20 protein-coding genes and 1 pseudogene are annotated in these 16,512 nt (G+C 60.1%); 10 read left to right on the top strand and 11 right to left on the bottom strand.

The genetic code is table 11. The features are described 5' to 3' along the window. Positions 1 to 27 precede the first annotated feature (27 nt). The 4 genes from FJ977_RS18490 to FJ977_RS35840 all read left to right on the top strand — a co-directional run bounded on the left by FJ977_RS18490 (position 28) and on the right by FJ977_RS35840 (position 3,615). On the top strand, positions 28 to 1,092 hold the full coding sequence (locus FJ977_RS18490; protein WP_140773661.1) for a glycosyltransferase: 1,065 nt from the start codon (positions 28 to 30) through the stop codon (positions 1,090 to 1,092). Then, complete coding sequence (locus FJ977_RS18485) at positions 1,071 to 2,081, top strand: GNAT family N-acetyltransferase (protein ID WP_246683156.1); 1,011 nt, start codon at positions 1,071 to 1,073, stop codon at positions 2,079 to 2,081. Before FJ977_RS18490 ends, FJ977_RS18485 begins: the two co-directional genes overlap by 22 nt. Next, on the top strand, positions 2,042 to 2,998 hold the full coding sequence (locus FJ977_RS18480; RefSeq protein WP_246683155.1) for a class I SAM-dependent methyltransferase: 957 nt from the start codon (positions 2,042 to 2,044) through the stop codon (positions 2,996 to 2,998). The genes FJ977_RS18485 and FJ977_RS18480 overlap by 40 nt, the downstream gene beginning before the upstream one ends. 440 nt (positions 2,999 to 3,438) lie before the next feature. Beyond that, positions 3,439 to 3,615 (top strand): hypothetical protein, encoded by a 177-nt coding sequence (locus FJ977_RS35840; protein ID WP_181179940.1) that lies wholly within the window; start codon positions 3,439 to 3,441, stop codon positions 3,613 to 3,615. 13 nt (positions 3,616 to 3,628) lie between these two features. Here FJ977_RS35840 and FJ977_RS18475 read toward each other — a convergent pair whose 3' ends face one another. Continuing rightward, complete coding sequence (locus FJ977_RS18475; RefSeq protein WP_140773952.1) at positions 3,629 to 4,177, bottom strand: sigma-70 family RNA polymerase sigma factor; 549 nt, start codon at positions 4,175 to 4,177, stop codon at positions 3,629 to 3,631. 408 nt (positions 4,178 to 4,585) lie between these two features. Here FJ977_RS18475 and FJ977_RS18470 point away from each other — a divergent pair, with 408 nt between their 5' ends. After that, positions 4,586 to 4,936 carry an SRPBCC domain-containing protein gene (locus FJ977_RS18470; protein ID WP_140773659.1) on the top strand — a complete coding sequence of 117 codons (351 nt, stop codon included), beginning with the start codon at positions 4,586 to 4,588 and terminating at the stop codon, positions 4,934 to 4,936. Between the two features lie 80 nt (positions 4,937 to 5,016). Further along, the gene (locus tag FJ977_RS18465) at positions 5,017 to 5,487 is read left to right on the top strand and encodes an SRPBCC domain-containing protein (protein ID WP_140773657.1); all 471 of its coding nucleotides are present in this window, start codon (positions 5,017 to 5,019) and stop codon (positions 5,485 to 5,487) included. A gap of 505 nt (positions 5,488 to 5,992) precedes the next feature. Here the strand turns inward: FJ977_RS18465 and FJ977_RS18460 are convergent. Together FJ977_RS18460 and FJ977_RS18455 are read right to left on the bottom strand one after the other, a co-directional pair. Beyond that, on the bottom strand, positions 5,993 to 6,181 hold the full coding sequence (locus FJ977_RS18460) for a hypothetical protein (RefSeq protein WP_140773655.1): 189 nt from the start codon (positions 6,179 to 6,181) through the stop codon (positions 5,993 to 5,995). Positions 6,182 to 6,495: 314 nt separating this feature from the next. Then, a complete protein-coding gene (locus tag FJ977_RS18455) occupies positions 6,496 to 7,245 on the bottom strand; it encodes a Crp/Fnr family transcriptional regulator (RefSeq protein ID WP_140773653.1) in 750 nt (249 codons plus the stop codon). 569 nt (positions 7,246 to 7,814) lie between these two features. On the opposite strand from FJ977_RS18455, the gene FJ977_RS18450 reads away from it, so the two are divergent. Next, positions 7,815 to 8,114 carry a PRC-barrel domain-containing protein gene (locus FJ977_RS18450; protein ID WP_140773651.1) on the top strand — a complete coding sequence of 100 codons (300 nt, stop codon included), beginning with the start codon at positions 7,815 to 7,817 and terminating at the stop codon, positions 8,112 to 8,114. Between the two features lie 242 nt (positions 8,115 to 8,356). Then, on the top strand, positions 8,357 to 8,521 hold the full coding sequence (locus FJ977_RS18445; protein ID WP_140773650.1) for a hypothetical protein: 165 nt from the start codon (positions 8,357 to 8,359) through the stop codon (positions 8,519 to 8,521). A gap of 62 nt (positions 8,522 to 8,583) precedes the next feature. Here the strand turns inward: FJ977_RS18445 and FJ977_RS18440 are convergent, their stop codons facing one another. The 5 genes and pseudogenes from FJ977_RS18440 to FJ977_RS18420 all read right to left on the bottom strand — a co-directional run bounded on the left by FJ977_RS18440 (position 8,584) and on the right by FJ977_RS18420 (position 10,589). Further along, entirely contained in the window at positions 8,584 to 8,838 is a 255-nt protein-coding gene (locus FJ977_RS18440; RefSeq protein ID WP_140773648.1) for a hypothetical protein, read from the bottom strand. A gap of 96 nt (positions 8,839 to 8,934) precedes the next feature. Beyond that, complete coding sequence (locus FJ977_RS18435) at positions 8,935 to 9,222, bottom strand: hypothetical protein (RefSeq protein WP_246683152.1); 288 nt, start codon at positions 9,220 to 9,222, stop codon at positions 8,935 to 8,937. Positions 9,223 to 9,445: 223 nt separating this feature from the next. Continuing rightward, a pseudogene (locus FJ977_RS18430) lies at positions 9,446 to 9,852 on the bottom strand (hypothetical protein). Positions 9,853 to 10,059: 207 nt separating this feature from the next. Beyond that, positions 10,060 to 10,332 carry a hypothetical protein gene (locus FJ977_RS35835; RefSeq protein WP_172219740.1) on the bottom strand — a complete coding sequence of 91 codons (273 nt, stop codon included), beginning with the start codon at positions 10,330 to 10,332 and terminating at the stop codon, positions 10,060 to 10,062. Between the two features lie 29 nt (positions 10,333 to 10,361). Further along, complete coding sequence (locus tag FJ977_RS18420) at positions 10,362 to 10,589, bottom strand: hypothetical protein (RefSeq protein WP_140773647.1); 228 nt, start codon at positions 10,587 to 10,589, stop codon at positions 10,362 to 10,364. A gap of 251 nt (positions 10,590 to 10,840) precedes the next feature. Here FJ977_RS18420 and FJ977_RS18415 point away from each other — a divergent pair, with 251 nt between their 5' ends. Beyond that, positions 10,841 to 11,236, top strand: coding sequence for a hypothetical protein (locus FJ977_RS18415; RefSeq protein WP_140773645.1), 396 nt, complete (start codon positions 10,841 to 10,843; stop codon positions 11,234 to 11,236). 984 nt (positions 11,237 to 12,220) lie between these two features. Here FJ977_RS18415 and FJ977_RS18405 read toward each other — a convergent pair. Continuing rightward, positions 12,221 to 12,763 (bottom strand): hypothetical protein, encoded by a 543-nt coding sequence (locus tag FJ977_RS18405; protein WP_246683206.1) that lies wholly within the window; start codon positions 12,761 to 12,763, stop codon positions 12,221 to 12,223. A 106-nt stretch (positions 12,764 to 12,869) separates the two neighbouring features. Continuing rightward, the gene (locus FJ977_RS35830; protein ID WP_181179936.1) at positions 12,870 to 13,943 is read right to left on the bottom strand and encodes a YadA-like family protein; all 1,074 of its coding nucleotides are present in this window, start codon (positions 13,941 to 13,943) and stop codon (positions 12,870 to 12,872) included. Positions 13,944 to 14,246: 303 nt separating this feature from the next. On the opposite strand from FJ977_RS35830, the gene FJ977_RS18390 reads away from it, so the two are divergent. Further along, positions 14,247 to 15,383 carry a helix-turn-helix transcriptional regulator gene (locus FJ977_RS18390; protein ID WP_181179934.1) on the top strand — a complete coding sequence of 379 codons (1,137 nt, stop codon included), beginning with the start codon at positions 14,247 to 14,249 and terminating at the stop codon, positions 15,381 to 15,383. Positions 15,384 to 15,523: 140 nt separating this feature from the next. Here FJ977_RS18390 and FJ977_RS18385 read toward each other — a convergent pair whose 3' ends face one another. Continuing rightward, positions 15,524 to 16,429: a LysR family transcriptional regulator gene (locus tag FJ977_RS18385; protein WP_140773638.1), complete on the bottom strand. Its 906-nt coding sequence runs from the start codon at positions 16,427 to 16,429 to the stop codon at positions 15,524 to 15,526. Between the last annotated feature and the right edge of the window lie 83 nt (positions 16,430 to 16,512).

The following is a 16,512-nucleotide window of genomic DNA, read 5'->3' as shown; positions in this document are numbered from 1 at the left end:
GCTCGAAGAACTCGGGCTCGATCGCCCATGACTCTCACCGTGCTCAACGTCGCTTATCCGCTGGCACCGGTCGGGCCTGATGCGGTCGGCGGCGCCGAACAGGTGCTGTCGATGCTCGATCGTGCATTGGTGCGGGAAGGACATCGCTCCATCGTTGTCGGTTGCGAAGGATCGCGTGCCGCCGGCACACTGGTCGAAATACCCGCCGAAACGGGAACCCTGGACGAGGCGGCCAAGAGCCGGGCCCAGAATGCGCAGCGCAAGGCGATTGCCGAGGCGCGGGCACGCTGGCCGATCGACGTCGTTCACCTGCACGGCATCGACTTTGATGCCTATTTGCCCGAGGACGGCCCGACGTTGGTGACGCTGCACCTGCCGCTCGACTGGTATCCGGCTGAGACGCTTGCGCCGTCGCGGGACGATCTTTGGCTACATACGGTCTCGCAGGCGCAGCATGGAACCGCACCGGTGGGAGCCCGGCTGAGAGCGCCGATCCCGAATGGCGTCGATACCGAAGCGCTCAGCATGCCGTCGTCCCGGCGCAACTTCGCGCTCCTACTCAGTCGCATCTGTCCGGAAAAGGGCATTCATCTGGCGCTGCAAGCCGCCAGCCAGGCGCAAGTCCCGCTGGCCATCGGCGGCCGGCTTTATCCGTATGAAACGCATATCCGGTACTTTGACGATGAGGTCCGTCCCCGGCTCGACAGGCATCGGCGTTTCCTCGGGCCACTCGGCTTCCGCGCCAAGCGACGTCTTCTCAACACTGCCCGTTGCCTGGTGGTGCCGAGCATTGCCGCGGAGACGAGTTCGCTCGTCGCCATGGAGGGCCTTGCCTGCGGCACGCCTGTCATTGCCTTTCCCAACGGCGCCCTGCCCGATGTCGTCGAACACGGCCGGACCGGCTTTCTCGTCAACGACATCGATGAAATGAGGAAGGCTATCGTCGCCTCGGCTGAACTGGACAATGAGACCTGCCGGGCAGAGGCACGCCGCCGCTTTTCGCTTGAACGCATGGTGTCTTCCTACATGGATGCCTATGGGGAACTGGCCAAGCTCGGCGCACCGGGCCGGTGGCGCGGAGCCGCCGAGTGAACAGTTCGCGTACGGAGATCATCCGCGACCAGGATTCATTCGAGAGCATCGAATCCGACTGGTGGCGGTTGTGGTCGCAAAGCGCCTCGGCGACGCCTTTCCAGTCGCCCGCCTGGCTGCTGCCGTGGTGGCGTGCGTTCACGCCGGGCGATCTCGCGGTGATCGCAGTGTGGAGCGGCAACGATCTTATCGGTCTGGCGCCCCTTTACGTCGAACGGGACGCTGGGGGATCACGGCTGCTGCCGGTTGGAATTTCGCTCAGCGACTATCTCGATATTCTGTGCGCCCCCGGCGCGGAGACGCATGTCGGTACCGCGATCGCGGAGGCGGTGCTCTCGCTGGACTGGTCGCAGTGGATCCTGCCGGATCTGCCGGCAGGATCCACCGCCTCTGCCATGGCGATTGCCGGCACGCGGGAGGAGCAGCATGCGGGACACGCCGCTTGTCCGATACTCGCTCTTGCCGGCGATGAAACCCTGGCCGGATCTGTCCCCTCCAGAAGGAGACGTCAATTGCGACGCGCCCACAACGCAGCTCTTCGGCGAGGCCGAGTCGAGATCGCGCCGGCGCAAACCGATCCCGAGCTTTTCCTGTACGAGCTCACCCGTCTGCACGGCGCCCGCTGGGCCGGGCATGGCGGCGGCGTGCTGGCAGATTCAGCAGCCGTCGGATTTCATCGCGACGCCTTGCCACGGCTTTATGCCAACGGTCTGGCACGATGCTGGACGATAAAAATCGACAACGCCGTTGTCGGCGCCTACTACGGTTTTCACCACCGCAGCCGTGCCTATGCCTATCTCGGCGGCTTCGACCCCAGCTATGCCGAAGAGAGTCCAGGTGCGATCCTGATCGGCAACGCCATCACCGAGGCGATCCGGGAGGGCGGAGGCGAATTCGACTTCCTGCGCGGCCGCGAAGAATACAAATACAGTTGGGGAGCGCTGGATCGGTGGACGATGCAAAAGATCTGGACGCGGCAGACGCCGTGAGCGCGTTCGGCGCACAATCGCCACGCATGGTTGCGCTGAGCGTGCTCGAACGATGCCTTCTGCACGCCCTTCCCCCCGAGGTCGCCCTCGCCAGGCTGGCCGTCAATGTCGGCGCCGAGATCGATGCGGACGAACTGGCCGGAATTGCTGCGAGCCTGCACACCAACGACATTTGCCAGCGGGCATGGTTGGCACAGGTCGCCGGCATGCTTGCCGATCGACCGCAGATCCTCGATGCAATCCGCGCGACAGCGGCTTCGGTTTGCCATCAGTCTGGCAGCGATGAAGCGCCAGCGAAAATCATTGCTCGACTGGCAAGCGGCTTCGACCGGGCATCGGCGGTCTCGCCGGCTGCCAGCGTGCAGCTTTCCTCGCTCGGCGAAGAGGAAAAACTCGCGGCCGCTACATATGAGATCGTCGACTGGCTGGAGCAGAACGGCCTCACCGGCGGAGACAAGGACATATTGGACATCGGTTGCGGCATAGGCAGGTTCGAAAGCGCGCTGCACAGCAAGGTAGGCCGTGTCGTCGGCACAGACATTTCGCCGAACATGATTGCTATAGCGCGACGACGGTGCGCTGGGATCGCCAATGTGGAATTCCATCGAACCACTGGCTTTGATCTTGCTGCTTTTGACGATGCGATCTTCGACTGCGTGCTGGCCGTCGACAGCTTTCCCTATCTGGTGCTTGCGGGCGTGGCCGAACGGCACTTTCTTGAGGTAGCACGGGTTTTGAAACCAGAAGGCCTGACAGCGATCCTGAATTACTCGTATCGCGGTTCGCTGGCTCTCGACCGATCCGACATCATGCGCCTCGTCGGCGCATGCGGGATCCAGCTTATCGTCGATGGCGAAACGCCGTTCAGCCGCTGGGATGGCACCGCGTTTTTACTTCGGCGCTTCAGCGGAACATAATAGGCAAAACGCGGTTTGGGTTCGAAACGGTTGCAAAACCAGAGGCGGAAGATGCATCCGGCGGTAGGAAGCACATAGGCCGGGTAGTCAGGGTAAGGCTCGGGAACAGAAGCTGCAACCAATTTCCCCGAGGTGACAGTTGGCGAAACTGACATCCTCTCCAACCGCATGAAAAGCGGCATACCGAGCAACGCGGTCTGGACGGCGATCGCACGAAGTCAGATCAATATCAGGGCCATGCAGCCGACGGGATTTCGGAAGACTGATCCCACCGCAGCTGCGGCACCCGGTTAAGGAGATCGGGCGGAACGCTGCAAATTCTCGCCAGAATCCTGTGCAGAGTCGAGGCAGATCGGGCCTGTTGCCGAGAGCGCATTGCAAACGTTGGCCGTCTGTGGTGACAGTGACGCGAAGGGACTGTCATTTGTTGAGAGAAAAATATGCCTCGCACCGGCCCACCTGATCTCGCTGCCCAAGCCAGCCTGGGCGTGGATCAAGAGATTGCAACACTTTTGAGCGCCATCGAGCAGGAGAAGGTTCCTGATCGCCTGACGCAACTCGCAATCGAACTGCAAAACGCACTTATCCAAAAGCGGCGGCACGAAACGACGAACTGACGTTCGATCGCCCTCAGCCGGCATCCGAATCCCAGTGATTTTCGGCCAACGGGTGCCGTCTCTCCACCAACGCTTGCGATGACGTCTCGCCCAGAAACTCCAGTACGCTGGCCCGGGCGCGATTGAGACGGCTTTTGACGGTTCCAACCGCGCAGCCGCAAATTTCGGCTGTCTCCTCATAGGTGACGCCGAGAACGCCGATCAGCATCAGAACCTCGCGCTGGTGTTCAGGCAGCTTTTGGATCGCATGGTGAACTTCCCTGCTCTGCATGGACCAGTCTTGCGACGCTTCCGTTACAGGACGGCTGGACGCGCAGTCGAGCAGACCGGGCGCCTCGCGCGCCGCGGCCTTGATGCGCGTATAATGCGTGTTGCGCATGATCGTGAAGAGCCAGGATTTCATCCGCGTTCCCGGCTCGAATTTATCGAGATTGGCAAGACCCTTGGCCAAGGTCTCCTGGACGAGGTCATCGGCGTCGTCCGGCACGCGGCAGAACGTGCGCGCGAAGGCGCGCAATGCCGGAATGAGATCGACGATAGAAAGGCTGTCGGCTTCGTCGATAGCGGTTGCACGGTCTCTGAGTAACAAGGCTTGGATCCCGGAGGTTGATGGATGCAGATAACGGGGAATGCACGAGAACGAGGAACGTTCCTTCCCCGACACAAACTCACTTCAAGGCAACCACACTGCTCCCATCGGACCGCAACGCGAGGCAAAGGTCGCAATAAGATACGCCTCATTGCTCAAGTTTGAACCACTCTTGGCAACAGCAGTTCGGAACCACTCAGGGAGGCGGCTGTGGGCTTTGGCCTGTCGACGCCTCGCGGTATAAAACAACAGTTCCACCGAGCCAGCCGAGCGGTCTGTTACCGGCCTTGGAACGCAATCAGGAGGCCTTGACTGAGCGGTGCAAGAACGAGGAAGGAAATGCCTCACTGCAGAATCGAATAGCCTCGCGCCCGGGCGAGCATTATCATTCGGGTAGCGCCTGACGACATCACCAAAGCATTGATCGAGCCTGACCGGCTGACACAGTTCTGGCTGGCTTCGAGCAGCGCCCCCCTCGCCGCTGGAGCCAAGGTCCATTCGAAGTTCATGGTCCCAGGTGCGGAAGTCGATACCACCGCAACGCGGCTGATCCCGGGTCGGAAGATCGACTGGAAATGGTCGGATGGAACCAACGTCGATATCGATCTGGAGGGAGTCGACGACGGAACTGCGGTGACCATAGTCAGCTCGGGATTTAGGGGCAGCAGGGACGAGGTGGTCAAGCACGCCTTGACCGCGACCGAGGGTTCGCGTTCGTTCTTGCCGCCCTGAAAGATATGCTGGAATCTGGCAAAGCCAGCAACATCGTGCGCGACAAGGCACGATTGATCGAGTTGCGGAGCTAAGGCCAAATGGCAGTTTCCAGCAATCTTAGATCGCAAGCTAGCAATTCTGTTTTGCTGCGGACACGTCGTTCTTTCGATCATGCACGAGAGGCCGTGTATGCCGCCTGGGTCACTCCGGAAATCGTCCGTCGCTGGCTTTTCGTCAGCCCGGGCAACAAGATAATTTCGGTTCAAATCGAAGCTCATCTGGGCGGATTGTTCTCGGTCGATGAATTGAACAATGAAGAGATGATCAAACATTGGGGACATTTCACGCGGGTCGACCCACCGCGCCGACTGGCGTTCACCCTGAATGTCCCGAAGAATTTCCATGGCGAAGCCCGGATTGCGGTCGACATAGCTAAGACCGCAGAGGGATGTCGCCTCACCTTGACGCAGAGCGTTGCTGGTCCAGAAAACGCCGAGCGGATATGGCAAGGCATGTTCGACGGCCTCACCAACGTTTTGCAAGGCCGGCAGGCGTTCGAGCGACTATAAGGTGCTAGCCATTCCCCGACGGCCGGTAGCGACCGCCTTATAGTGACAATTTGGGATGGTCGGTATGGTTCCTATGGCTTGGTAGCGCCTACAGGCGGCTTTACGGCCAAAGCCTCCACCAGAAACTCAACTGGCGCGTCCAGCCCTTGCATAGCCTTGTGCAAAGCCGCTGTAGCGGCCGCTAGGTGATCTTCCGGATTGCCATTGTCATTGGCGAGGTCTGGCGCGTGAGGCTTCATAGGCGAATTATGCGCCTTGCGTGGTCGTCGGTCCACTACTGCAGGGCGCGGGACAATTCCCTGTCGAGGCCGTTCGGTCGAGTGGGGAACAATCGATGGTTGATGAGCATGGCAAGCTGCCGATCGATGGTAGAGGCACCATGGCCCGCCGTCTGGCCGATGAGACTGGCATTACGGAAGTGCAAGCCCGCGAGCTTGTCAGCTTTCTTGGATTGAATTGGGCGTCCTTGGTTCGCGAGGCGCGGCTGTTGAGGAAGCCTTAGCCGCTACTTCCGCACGATCCATTCCAGCAACTCTGCGTCAACGTCCTCGCTACTAGTGAGGTCACGGATAAAGTCCGACGCCAATTCGCGCCATCTATGTTCGGGCACATTGTCTTCGATGACGGATCTGATGAAGGCGTTGCGCAAAATATCGCTGTCGAACGCCGATATCGGAATTACTGGCTGGGGCATGGCCAACCTCCCATGATAAGGGCGGGAGCTTCGCGTCACTCTCAACCATCGGTGCGCCGTTAACCCCAAGCCGGTGACGCCCGATCATACGACTGGGGAAACCGGTGCTGAATATCAAATGTTTGTACGTTTTTTACCAAGCAATTGCCGGCCAATTGGCGCGCTCTACCTCCGGCAGGCGGCAATCCCCTCAAAGTTGCCGCAGTGGCCGGCGCGGGCTTAGGCAATGATGTCTCACCGGCATCATCGCGTCGGCCACTTGCACCTGAAGGGACTCCCCCGCCGCGGACGCGCCCGTCCCGTTCCTCCAACGCTCAGGCGATGGGCCGTTCCTGCCTTGCAGGGTTCTTTGAACCGAGGTCTCCGACCAGCCGGCGATACTGCGCTTCGGGTGGTCCGTAGGCGTCTCGCGCCAATTTCAGCAGGCCATTGCGATCGCGGATTGTGATCTCTCCGCGACGGGCACGGATATAGCCATAGCTCTCGATCAACTGCAGCCCCACAGTCACCCCGGGACGCCTGACGCCGAGCATGATGGAGAGAAACTCGTGGGTTATCAGAAGCCTGTCACCGACAGTTCGGTCGCTGCACATGAGAAGCCACCTCGCCAGCCGGACTTCGAGGCTTTGCCGCGCATTGATCGATGCGGTATAGCTGGTCTGAACGTGAAAATAATGGACGTAGCGCAGTAGGAACGACCGCAAGGTAGAGCTGCCTTCCAACGCCTCGACGAAGGGGGCGGCGGCTATCCTCAGCGCTTCGCACGTCGACTGCACGTAGCAATCGAAGTTCGCCTGGTCGTCGCCCATCACCAGGGCCGACCCGGTCATGCCTTCGAACCCGATGATTCCGACTTCCGATTCGGTCGCTGCCGAGGTCTTGGCCGCCACCGATGCAAGCCCGCTTTCAAGAAAATAGACGGCTTCGATCTTTTGCCCCGCGGTCTCCAGCGGCGCGCGCAGCTCCAGGAAGACGCTCTCCAGATGCGGCTTCAGCCGCGCGAGATCGTCTGCGCTCATGCGGCGCAACAATTCGCTCCTGGCTTGCAGGATCTGATGATCCACGAGACGCTCTCCCCTTGGGCAAGAGCACTGGGATCTCTTAGCCGGCCGCGCCCGTCGAACGAGCGGACGGTGCCGAACCATAAACTTTGGCCGGCGCAGCACTAGGCGGGCCAGCGTGTTGGTATAAAACCGACATTGACTGCTGTGGAAAAATCGTGCGCTTCGGTGACTATCCATCCTTCGCCAGAAGACGAGCTTCCCGCAGGATGGACGCACGATCAAACCCGACCAGCGATATTATTTCGCGGATCTGCTGTTCCGTAGCGCCGGATTCCCGCGCAATTGTACGTACTGTCTCCGGTGCCAAGCCGGGCCGCTCGGGTTCCTTCGCCATGACATCCTATGCCTCGTGGTGGGCAGGAGTGCGATGGTCGCTCCCAAGCGCCGGCGCCCAAACTGTGCTGCCGGCGATTTTCTAACGTACGCTTTCGTACAGACTCTTGCGAGTCAATTCGGGCCGAGGCCGAATTTAAGCAGGGCTTGCGGTGATCAGTCGGGGCCCTGACATCGTTCGGAACGATTGCCTTGCTGGGAGGTTCAAATATTCCCACCCAACAGGAGGTTCGACAATGGACCATACCAATCATGTACGTCTCACGAGCACCGAACTGACGCCGGATATTCTTGAAGACGCCACGATATACGACGCCGACGACAACAAGGTCGGCAGTGTTTCGCATGTCCACGGTTCCGGGGCCGCCAGTCAGGTTGTCATTGATGTCGGCGGCTTTCTCGGCATCGGCGCCAAGCCGGTGGCCGTTCCGGCGAGTCAGTTGGACTTCATGCGTGACGAGGACGGCGATGTGCACGCGGTGACCAATTGGACGAAGGACGAACTCAAGAAAATGCCCGAGCACCACGACGCGTGACTTCACCTTGACGGAGAGCGGCCCTCCTGGCCGCTCCCCGATTATCCTTAGCGTGACGTGACCGGGTCTAGCGGGGCTATCGCCGAGGCCGATCGCATGACCGGCTAAGCCCCTACAGGCGTCGCTATCGATAAGTGGAACCGGCCCGGCTCCGCCTCGTTGAACTCTCGTCGAAGCGAACGAAGCTCGGATAGCCGCGTCGGCAAAGATTTCGGAACAGGCTCCAAGGGAGTTCAAAAGCCATGACGGCCAGGAAGCAGGAAACCGAGAGCAAGGACAAGAAGGCACTGCGCTTGGCAGAGACTACTGACGTCTCACCCAAGCAAGCTAAAGAACTCATGAAAAAGCATGGCAAGGACAGCCCCAAGGTCGAGAAGGAAGCCAAGAACTTCAAGGCAGAAGGGTAGGACGCGCATTGAAGGCTCGTGCCCGTGCAAGCGCGATCAGCTGTCAGGGCCAACATTCGAAATTAAGGAGCGGTCCCGGCCCTTTGTACCGCGAAGGCAAATGGGAAGCGCAGCACCAACTTGTGGTTTTCGTCAAAAATCTCGAAGGCCAATCCAGTACGCACCGCCTTGCCGCTCAGAAGCTCTTCGGCAAGAATCTCTTTGGCCGAGGCCATCGCGTTCTCCTCAGCGCCCGCGAGATCAGAAAACTCTTGACCCTCGGGATCCTCCCGAAGGTTTCCATTCTCATCACGAAGGTAGAAAAAGTACCTAGACATTTGGACTCAACTCCTGCTGGTCATCGTACGGCCGGCGCAGTTCCGGCGTCCGCACCATGCCAAAGCGTAGCAATCCTACAAGCCCGACTCGCAGCCTCAAGCTTCGGTGCCTGCCGTGCCCGGATTGTCGAAGAGCACACCAAGGCCGTGCTCGATGGCGCAGGCCGCGATCAGATCATCGAAAGCTTTCCCCGACAGCGGGCAACTTGGCATCACCTCCCGAATTGCGGCCCCGGCCTTGGCCGTGGAAACCACATCGTGGCGTTTCTTGCGTGTTTCGACATATTGCTCGACCAGGGTTTTCAGGCGCCTCACCGCAACGTCGTCTGTAAACATGGGTTCCTCGGCCAATGCCCGAAGTAAGACTGTCGGCCTGATCTTCATGCCGACGATCCCGGGGTTAGCCGGGATTGCTCGCACAATATTTCGATAGGCATTTGGTTCCCCGGGCGCCCGCTTGGTAAGTTTCGTACAAAGAATCCCACTTGCTACCCGGGCGACCCGCCAGACCCTGACTGTCCGTGGTGAATATGCGAGTTGCCGATTGGGGCGTCCGCGCTTCGACCAAGGAAGGATCGCTGAACAAGACTGCAAACCTTCCTTGCTGTCAGCGCACCATCTTTTGCCTCAACCACACAAAGAACCTATTACCACCAATCGTCGCGAGAACCCGAGCAGCGGCCCAACGCGCTTTCATCTAGCGCCGATATGACAGTCACAGACGATGTCGTGCAATTGCCAGTCGCTCAACTCGAAGAAACGCTTTGCTTCGCCGTAGGTATCGTCTTTCAGGCCCGATGCGCGAAGCACGAGGTCTTCGAAGGCAACCGCAATCGCCGATCCTTCGCCACGCACCCTGCCACGTTCCTCCGAGTGCAAATATTCGGTACCTGTAAACGCTGCGAGGTGTCGCTCTGGATGTTGATCGAGAAGTTCGGCCCAACGCTCGATACGCTGGGTCCGCGTCATTCCCGTATATGCCGCCGTGGATTCAACCTTGGCGACAGCATGCAGTGGTCGAGTGTCTAATGTTTCATGGCAGGCTCCTGTGGAGAGTGAGAAGCGCCCACGCCTTCAGGAGAATTATCGCACGGTGATGCCTCGACAAGGGCCGGAGATCGAAGCGGCCGGGATCGTGAATGTCCACAGCGCATTCATGGAGAGGGGCGGCGACACCGGCTATCGATCCAGGGCCGAGGCTGTTGCATCCTGCGGCCGCAGCTACTTCTTGATGATGTTTCCGTTGCGCAGGTCGAAGGCTTCGGTATCGCGAGCCTGGCGGTAGAAATCATCCTGCAGCTCGCCCCATTCGCCCAGAAAGGCACCGCACTTGCTGCAATGAATTGGCGTCGACTCCGTGGCATCGTCGGGAATGTCCATCTGGATCGTCCCGCAAGCCTTGCAATCGAGTTTGTCGTCCAACCGGCGTTCCATTTTCCAAGGATCGCGCATTTCCTGCCATGAACCAATTGTCGGTTTCATACCAAGCGGCATCGATCGGCGTCACGTCGTTCGGCCATCGATCAACCGCGAGAGTCAAAAAGGACGGCGAGCCGCCGTTCCCTTGCCAGATCGACGATCTTCTCCGTCAACTCGTCGTCCGTATCCTGCAAAAAAGGCGCTTCCCTGCGCACGGCCTCGATAGCCGCCTTGATCGAGACGATATCGCCATATCGGGCATTTCGAAGCTCTGATGCCAGAAAATCCCTAGCGGTACCGACAGGTCTTATTGCCCATCTGGCGATGCTCATGCGGCTCCTCCCCATGGTCATCTCGGCGTCATTTTGATCCTGTCCACGACGCAGATCAATCGATTGTACGGTTCCGTACGGAACCGCCAACGCGATAGGACACAACAGCAGGATGACGTCACTGGGGCCTCGGTTTGGGCGTCTCGACGGTTGGGGTTGGGTCGTAATCGCCCGCTGAGGCCAGCCCTGCGGAACCATCGCTCAGTATGAGGGTGTCTTCAAATGCCCCTTGAGCGAATGAAGGAACGACCATGCGGATGTTGACGATAGCTATCGCACTTTCCGGGGCGGTCATCACGCAGCCTATCCACGGGCAAACCCTCGGCCCACAGCTGCCCCAGATGACGCCACCGCAGGGCCAAGCGCAATCGGAAGAGACGCCACCTGATCAAGGCTCTCCTGGTTTGGATTTCACCGGTGTTGCCGTTGTCGCCGTCGAGGATTTGCCTGCTGAAATCAAGGCGCAGGCGGATGCCGTGATCAACCAGACCAGCGCTCAAGATTTGCTTCGCCTGCAAAACTCCATCGATGGTTCGCCGCAGGCGACATCGGCGCTGAGGGCGAACGGACTCAATTCCTCGCAGGTCGTCGCTGCGAACATCCATGGTGACGGTACGCTGACGCTGATCATTCAGACGACGACGTGAAGCGGCGCGCTATCGTCAATTGTCCGATTGCTCCGGCTTGCGATCACCCGAGACGTCATTAGGAATGGGCCTAGGCAGCCAGCCTCCGCCGCCCTCAGCAACGAGATTTGAGAAGATGGTGCGGGTGGTCGAACTCGAACCGACACTCCTTTCGGAACTGGATTTTGAATCCATCGCGTTTACCAAAGGTCGAAATGCTTCCAAGAGCTCAGGCAAACTGGGCGCTGCAGCGGACAAATGAGGTTCACGGATATCCCGGCGAACATCCGCATTGGTGCGGTCAATATCGTCGGCACAAGAGCGCCGAAAAGGGCTGTCGGCGGCTCCGTCGTGGGAACGAAAAAAGAAGAGAAGCAGAACTTTCGTGTGCTATTTTTGCACACAATATCTCGTAACTAACTGATTTTATTTATGTATCTTCCCCATCCATCATCGGCGCCACGGCCAGTCTATGGTGTTGATTTTTCATCATTTTTTTAACATCAAATCGTCAGAACCTGCCGGGTGCACACGAATTTACGCCAGAGAGACGACGCACGGCACTGGGCAACCGAAACCGAGCGCCAAGTCGATCGCGGTGAGACGCCGACCAAGTCCCGTATAGCGCGCCTGAACCTTCGGCGAACTCATCGACCTTCATATCGACGACATGTGCGATGTAGGCAAGTCCCCTCGCCGCTCCAAGGCCGTGGCCCTCGATATGCTCCGAAGACATTTGGGGAAGTGCAACATCGCAGCATTGGATCGCGAACGGCTCATTCGATTTGGTCGAGAACGGGCCGCCCAAGGTGCCGGACCGATGGCTCTCGGGATTTACAATTGAACAGGTTGCACTGGTCACACGTCACAAGGATTGGAAGATGTTGAGGCGTTATACGCATCTCAAGCCGGAAATGCTTCACACTATCCGAGCCCGATGGCAACGTAATCCGCGCAAGTAAGGTTGGCGGCAGGAACAGCAAAATGCGCGAGACGCCAGCGGAGTTACGGCTTGGTGGCCTTCATCTTTTTCCCGACCGCGACCGACGGCGTTTCGGGGGGCGGCGATGCTTGCGAAGGCTTGGGATGATCGGGCAATGGCTTATCCGGCGCCTGTGGTCCGCCGGGGGTAAGGTTGACCGAGACACCAAAAATCTTCCACTGCCGGCTAACCGGCTCGAACAGCAGTTCGAAGTTCACCTGCAACGGTGCCGAAGGAAAAAAACCGGCCATGTGCAGCATGCCGTTGGGCTCGATCTGCGGCAGAAGGGTTAGCTGCGGCTCCAACACCGCCACCGCGCTGAAATCGAGCGCCTGCTTGCGCTGCGCCGCAAAGATATCGCCGAGTCCAGCTGCGCTGTTGGCCTGGAAATTGGGCGAGCCAAGGTCGCGTAGCACGGTGTAGTTGCCAGTCTTGTTGGCTTGGTCAAGCGCCAGCAGGACGCTCCGCGTCAGGATCAGCACACCGTTTCGGTCGATCTCGGCCGGCTTGGGCTGGGCCTTCTTGTCCGGCGAGCTGGAGGCCTGGGACAGTGCTGGCGATGCCATGGGAGCTGCTGGCACCGCCAGTAACAGTGCGCCCAGGGCGATGCCTTTCCACATTGAGGCCCCCAGGTCGACAACGCTCATAGCCAACAGCCCGGCCTGACCCTTACTACCAGGCCACCGTCACGCCCGCCCGCCCGCCAACAGTATGGTTGCTGGCGCCGACGCCAATGCCGCCGCTCAGGACAACGTTTTCGCTGATGCGGGCCTGTGCACTGCCTGCAAAGGCGTTCTCGCCTTGGAACGTGCCCCAGTTCAGCGAGACAGCATAGTTCTTGTCGCCAGGAAGGCCGCTCCCGGCCATCGCCAGTGCCATGGCAGTGCCCTCGAACGCCTTGTCGATTCTGCCGTTGACCGCATTCAGACCGCTTTCGAGGCTTCCCACCCGGCCGTCCAGCAATGCAATATTGGTGGTGTTGGTGGCGATATCGGCGGTGTTAATGGCAATATTGGCGGTGTTGATGGCTATGTTGTTGGTATTGGTAGCGATGTCGGCAGTGTTCGTGGTCACTCTTGTGTCGAGCGAGGCGATCTGGGTCGTGTGCTGCGCAATACCGCCCTCGGCGTTGGTGATGCGCGTTTCGTGGTTGGCCAGTTCGGTGGTGTGGCCGCTCACGGTGCCTTGCAGCGCGGTGATGTCGGAACTGTTCTGCGTCACCTGCGCGGGCAGTGACGACAGCGTTGCCAGGTCGAATGTCGAGGCCGCCAGATTCCCGGCGCTGTCCGTCGTGACCATGTAGGTCGTGCCGGACTGGGCGTTCGTGCTGGCCGCCGACGGCAGGCCCGCGAGCGTGTAGGTTGCCTGGCTGCCGCCGATGGCGACCTGGTCTGCCCTCGTCGTGGCAACGCCCTTGCCCACGGCTGTGGACCCAGCGAACCCCGCATTGCTGCCTTGGCCGACAGCAGTGGTGTCGTTGCCGAACGCGGTGGCACCGGCGCCCACGGCCGTGGCGTTGGCCCCGTTGAAGGCACTGGCGGAGGCGCCGAGTGCGGTGTTGCGGCCACCGTCAAAGGCGTGAGCCTCATTGCCGAACGCGCTGTTGGAAGCACTGCCCGAAGCCAAAGCGTCAACGCCGCAGGCATAGGCACCGTCTAGACCGTCGCCGTCGCCGCAGTCGTCGGCACGGGCCGAGGTCCCTGACGACATCATGATGCCGAGCACGACCGAGGAAACGCCGAGCAAGGATCGCATCTTCGGCGGGGATCCGGAAAAAGAGCCATCCCTCGTACCGCAAGCTTTAAACGCGTCTCTCGCCCCGCCACACTGTTTTGTCATCCCCAAACGCCCCCGCCTGATCAACAAGATTCGCAATCGGCTGGAAACTAGTCGTCGGGGCGGACGACGGCATCCACCAATTGGTGGATACGGCGAGGCCGGAGACAATGTATCAACGAGGAATTGGACAAGATCACTGTCCTAACTAGCCAACGTACCCACACTATGCTGTATTTCACCCATTGGGGCGCTTTCGGGGGAGAGCATACCTTGCCAGATAAGTTTTCCGAACTCACCGCCATGATAGGCACTTTCTACGATGCGGTCATAGAGCCCCGTCTCTGGCAGAAGGCGCTCGACGATATGCGCGGTCACTTCGGCTTCCATCTCGGGGCAATCTCCGTGATAGCGATGCCGACCGGCACTGCCGTGGTGCAAGTGACTACCAACATTCCCGACGAATACCTTGCCGGAATGCAGGCTTACAATGACGATGTGATCGAGCTTTGGGGTGGCGTTGCGCGCATGGCCGAGATGCCGCTGGAGGAGCCCATTCTCCAGTCGCGGATCACAGGGCCCGACGTCTGGGAGGGCAACCGATTCTATGAAGAATGGGTGCGCCCGCTCGGCCTCGTCGATCAGGTCGGCATCATGTTGGCGCGCGACCGCACAATGGTGGGCAATATCGGGCTTGGCGTTCACGAGTCCTCGCAACCGCTTACCGAAGCACACATGGAAGGGTTGCGCTTGATGGCTCCGCACGTGCGGCGCGCAGCGATCATCAGCCGCATGCTGGACGGCGCGGCGTCGGCCGCCGCTACATTCGAAGCCGCGCTCGACGCCACGCGATCGGCCGTGGTCCTGGTTGACGCGGAAATGGCGATAGTTCATGCGAACTCCGCAGCCCGAGCCATGCTGGGGAACGGTGATCCGATCGCCTCCGTACGCGGCAAGCTCTCCTTGCCACGCGAACTCGTGCCGAACCGCCTCCAGGTAGCGGTTCAGGCCGCGGCGCGTGCAGAACATGAGTTGGGAAGGCGCGGAATTGGCATCGCGGCCAAGTCCCGCGATGGTACGGCACTTTCTCTGCAGGTGATGCCGCTCGAAAAGCGTACGATGCGCGGGGGTCTCGACCGCCGGGCCACGGTGGCCGTATTCATCGCCGACGCCACTGCGCCGCTCGAGATGCCCGCCGACGCGATGCGCCTGCTTTACGAACTGACGCCGGCCGAACAGCGGATTTTCGAACTCGTCGTCTCGGGTGAAACCACGGCGAGCATCGCACGCTCGCTGGGCGTGGCGACAAGCACCGTGCGAAGCCATCTGCTGAAGATATTCGAGAAGACCAACCGCCACACCCGGGGTGACCTGGTCAAGCTCAGTCGCGAAATCATCTTGCCGGGCTGAGAACCCCGCGTGAGGCGGAGCAGATCCAGCACCTCACCCAAGGTCATGGCAATCGTCTCAATGGATCGGCCAAATTGGGGTGTCGCGGCCCTATCTAGCCTATTGCTGCCTCTTTCAACCGGTTCGCTTGGTAGGCGTTGCTACAGCTCCCGACAAACCTCGACGCAGAAATCGACGAAGGCCCGCACCTTGGCAGGCGGATGCTTGCGCGACGGGTGAAAGGCAAACAGTGGGAAGAGCTCGCCATGCCAGTCCGGAAAGAGATCGATCAGCGCCCCTTCCGCGAGCAGATCCCCGACGCCCCAACTGATAACCTGGGTGACACCAGTTCCAGCGATGCATTCCTCCAGCATCGATTTGGGGTCGGTGAAGGTCAGCGGTCCGCTGGTTGGAACCTCGATCGTTTCCTCGCCGCGTACGAACGCCCAGTCGAATGGCGTGCCGCTGTGCGGGTCCAGGAATTGCAGGCATCGGTGCGCTGAGAGATCCGCGGGATCGCCGGGCCGTCCATGGCGCTCGATATATCGCGGGGAAGCGACCGTCAGGATCGGCGCCTCGATCAACTTGCGCGCAACGAGGGTCGAGAACCGTGGCTGTCCGAAACGGATCGCAAGGTCGATGCCATCCGACACCAAGTCCCCGAACTGCTCTTTCGACACGAACTCGATCGTCAGCTCGGGATGGCGATCACAGAAGGCGCCGAGCCGGCCGGCCAGAACCAACGGCAGGAAGAAAGGGTCGATGTCCACCTTGAGGCGGCCTCGTACGGCCGAGGCCGTACCGGAGGCGACAATTGCCGCATCCTCGATCGCGTTCAGGTGGGGTTTTACTTCTTCGTAGAAGCGTCGGCCCTCATCGGTAAGCGACAGGGATCGCGTGGTGCGCTCGAGCAGCCGCACGCCAAGACGCGCTTCAAGCCGTCCAATGGCCCGGCTGACGCCTGAATCGGTAATGCCGATGAGCTCGGCGGCCTTGACGAAAGTGCCGCCTTCGACCACCGCCGCCAGCACGCTTACCCCTGACAAGATCCGACCATCGAACGCCATTGGTCATTCCTGATTTTCAGTCAGGAAGTATCGGACATATCAGCACTTAATTCAAGCTCGCCCAGGAGCGATAAGGCCGGCCA

The organism is Mesorhizobium sp. B2-1-3A (assembly GCF_006442655.1).
In the GTDB taxonomy this organism is placed as follows: domain Bacteria; phylum Pseudomonadota; class Alphaproteobacteria; order Rhizobiales; family Rhizobiaceae; genus Mesorhizobium.
The sequence above is the reverse complement of the archived record's forward strand: the minus strand, read 5'-3'. Positions and strand labels throughout refer to the sequence as shown.

Bases quoted from the DNA above. Each gene is read 5' to 3' on its own strand.
- FJ977_RS18490 (WP_140773661.1), top strand. From the start codon at position 28: ATGACTCTCACCGTGCTCAACGTCGCTTATCCGCTGGCACCGGTCGGG.
- FJ977_RS35840 (WP_181179940.1), top strand. From the start codon at position 3,439: ATGCCTCGCACCGGCCCACCTGATCTCGCTGCCCAAGCCAGCCTGGGC.
- FJ977_RS18465 (WP_140773657.1), top strand. From the start codon at position 5,017: ATGGCAGTTTCCAGCAATCTTAGATCGCAAGCTAGCAATTCTGTTTTG.
- FJ977_RS18460 (WP_140773655.1), bottom strand. From the start codon at position 6,181: ATGCCCCAGCCAGTAATTCCGATATCGGCGTTCGACAGCGATATTTTG.
- FJ977_RS18450 (WP_140773651.1), top strand. From the start codon at position 7,815: ATGGACCATACCAATCATGTACGTCTCACGAGCACCGAACTGACGCCG.
- FJ977_RS18445 (WP_140773650.1), top strand. From the start codon at position 8,357: ATGACGGCCAGGAAGCAGGAAACCGAGAGCAAGGACAAGAAGGCACTG.
- FJ977_RS18440 (WP_140773648.1), bottom strand. From the start codon at position 8,838: ATGTCTAGGTACTTTTTCTACCTTCGTGATGAGAATGGAAACCTTCGG.
- FJ977_RS18435 (WP_246683152.1), bottom strand. From the start codon at position 9,222: ATGAAGATCAGGCCGACAGTCTTACTTCGGGCATTGGCCGAGGAACCC.
- FJ977_RS35835 (WP_172219740.1), bottom strand. From the start codon at position 10,332: ATGCCGCTTGGTATGAAACCGACAATTGGTTCATGGCAGGAAATGCGC.
- FJ977_RS18420 (WP_140773647.1), bottom strand. From the start codon at position 10,589: ATGAGCATCGCCAGATGGGCAATAAGACCTGTCGGTACCGCTAGGGAT.
- FJ977_RS18415 (WP_140773645.1), top strand. From the start codon at position 10,841: ATGCGGATGTTGACGATAGCTATCGCACTTTCCGGGGCGGTCATCACG.
- FJ977_RS18405 (WP_246683206.1), bottom strand. From the start codon at position 12,763: ATGGCATCGCCAGCACTGTCCCAGGCCTCCAGCTCGCCGGACAAGAAG.
- FJ977_RS18385 (WP_140773638.1), bottom strand. From the start codon at position 16,429: ATGGCGTTCGATGGTCGGATCTTGTCAGGGGTAAGCGTGCTGGCGGCG.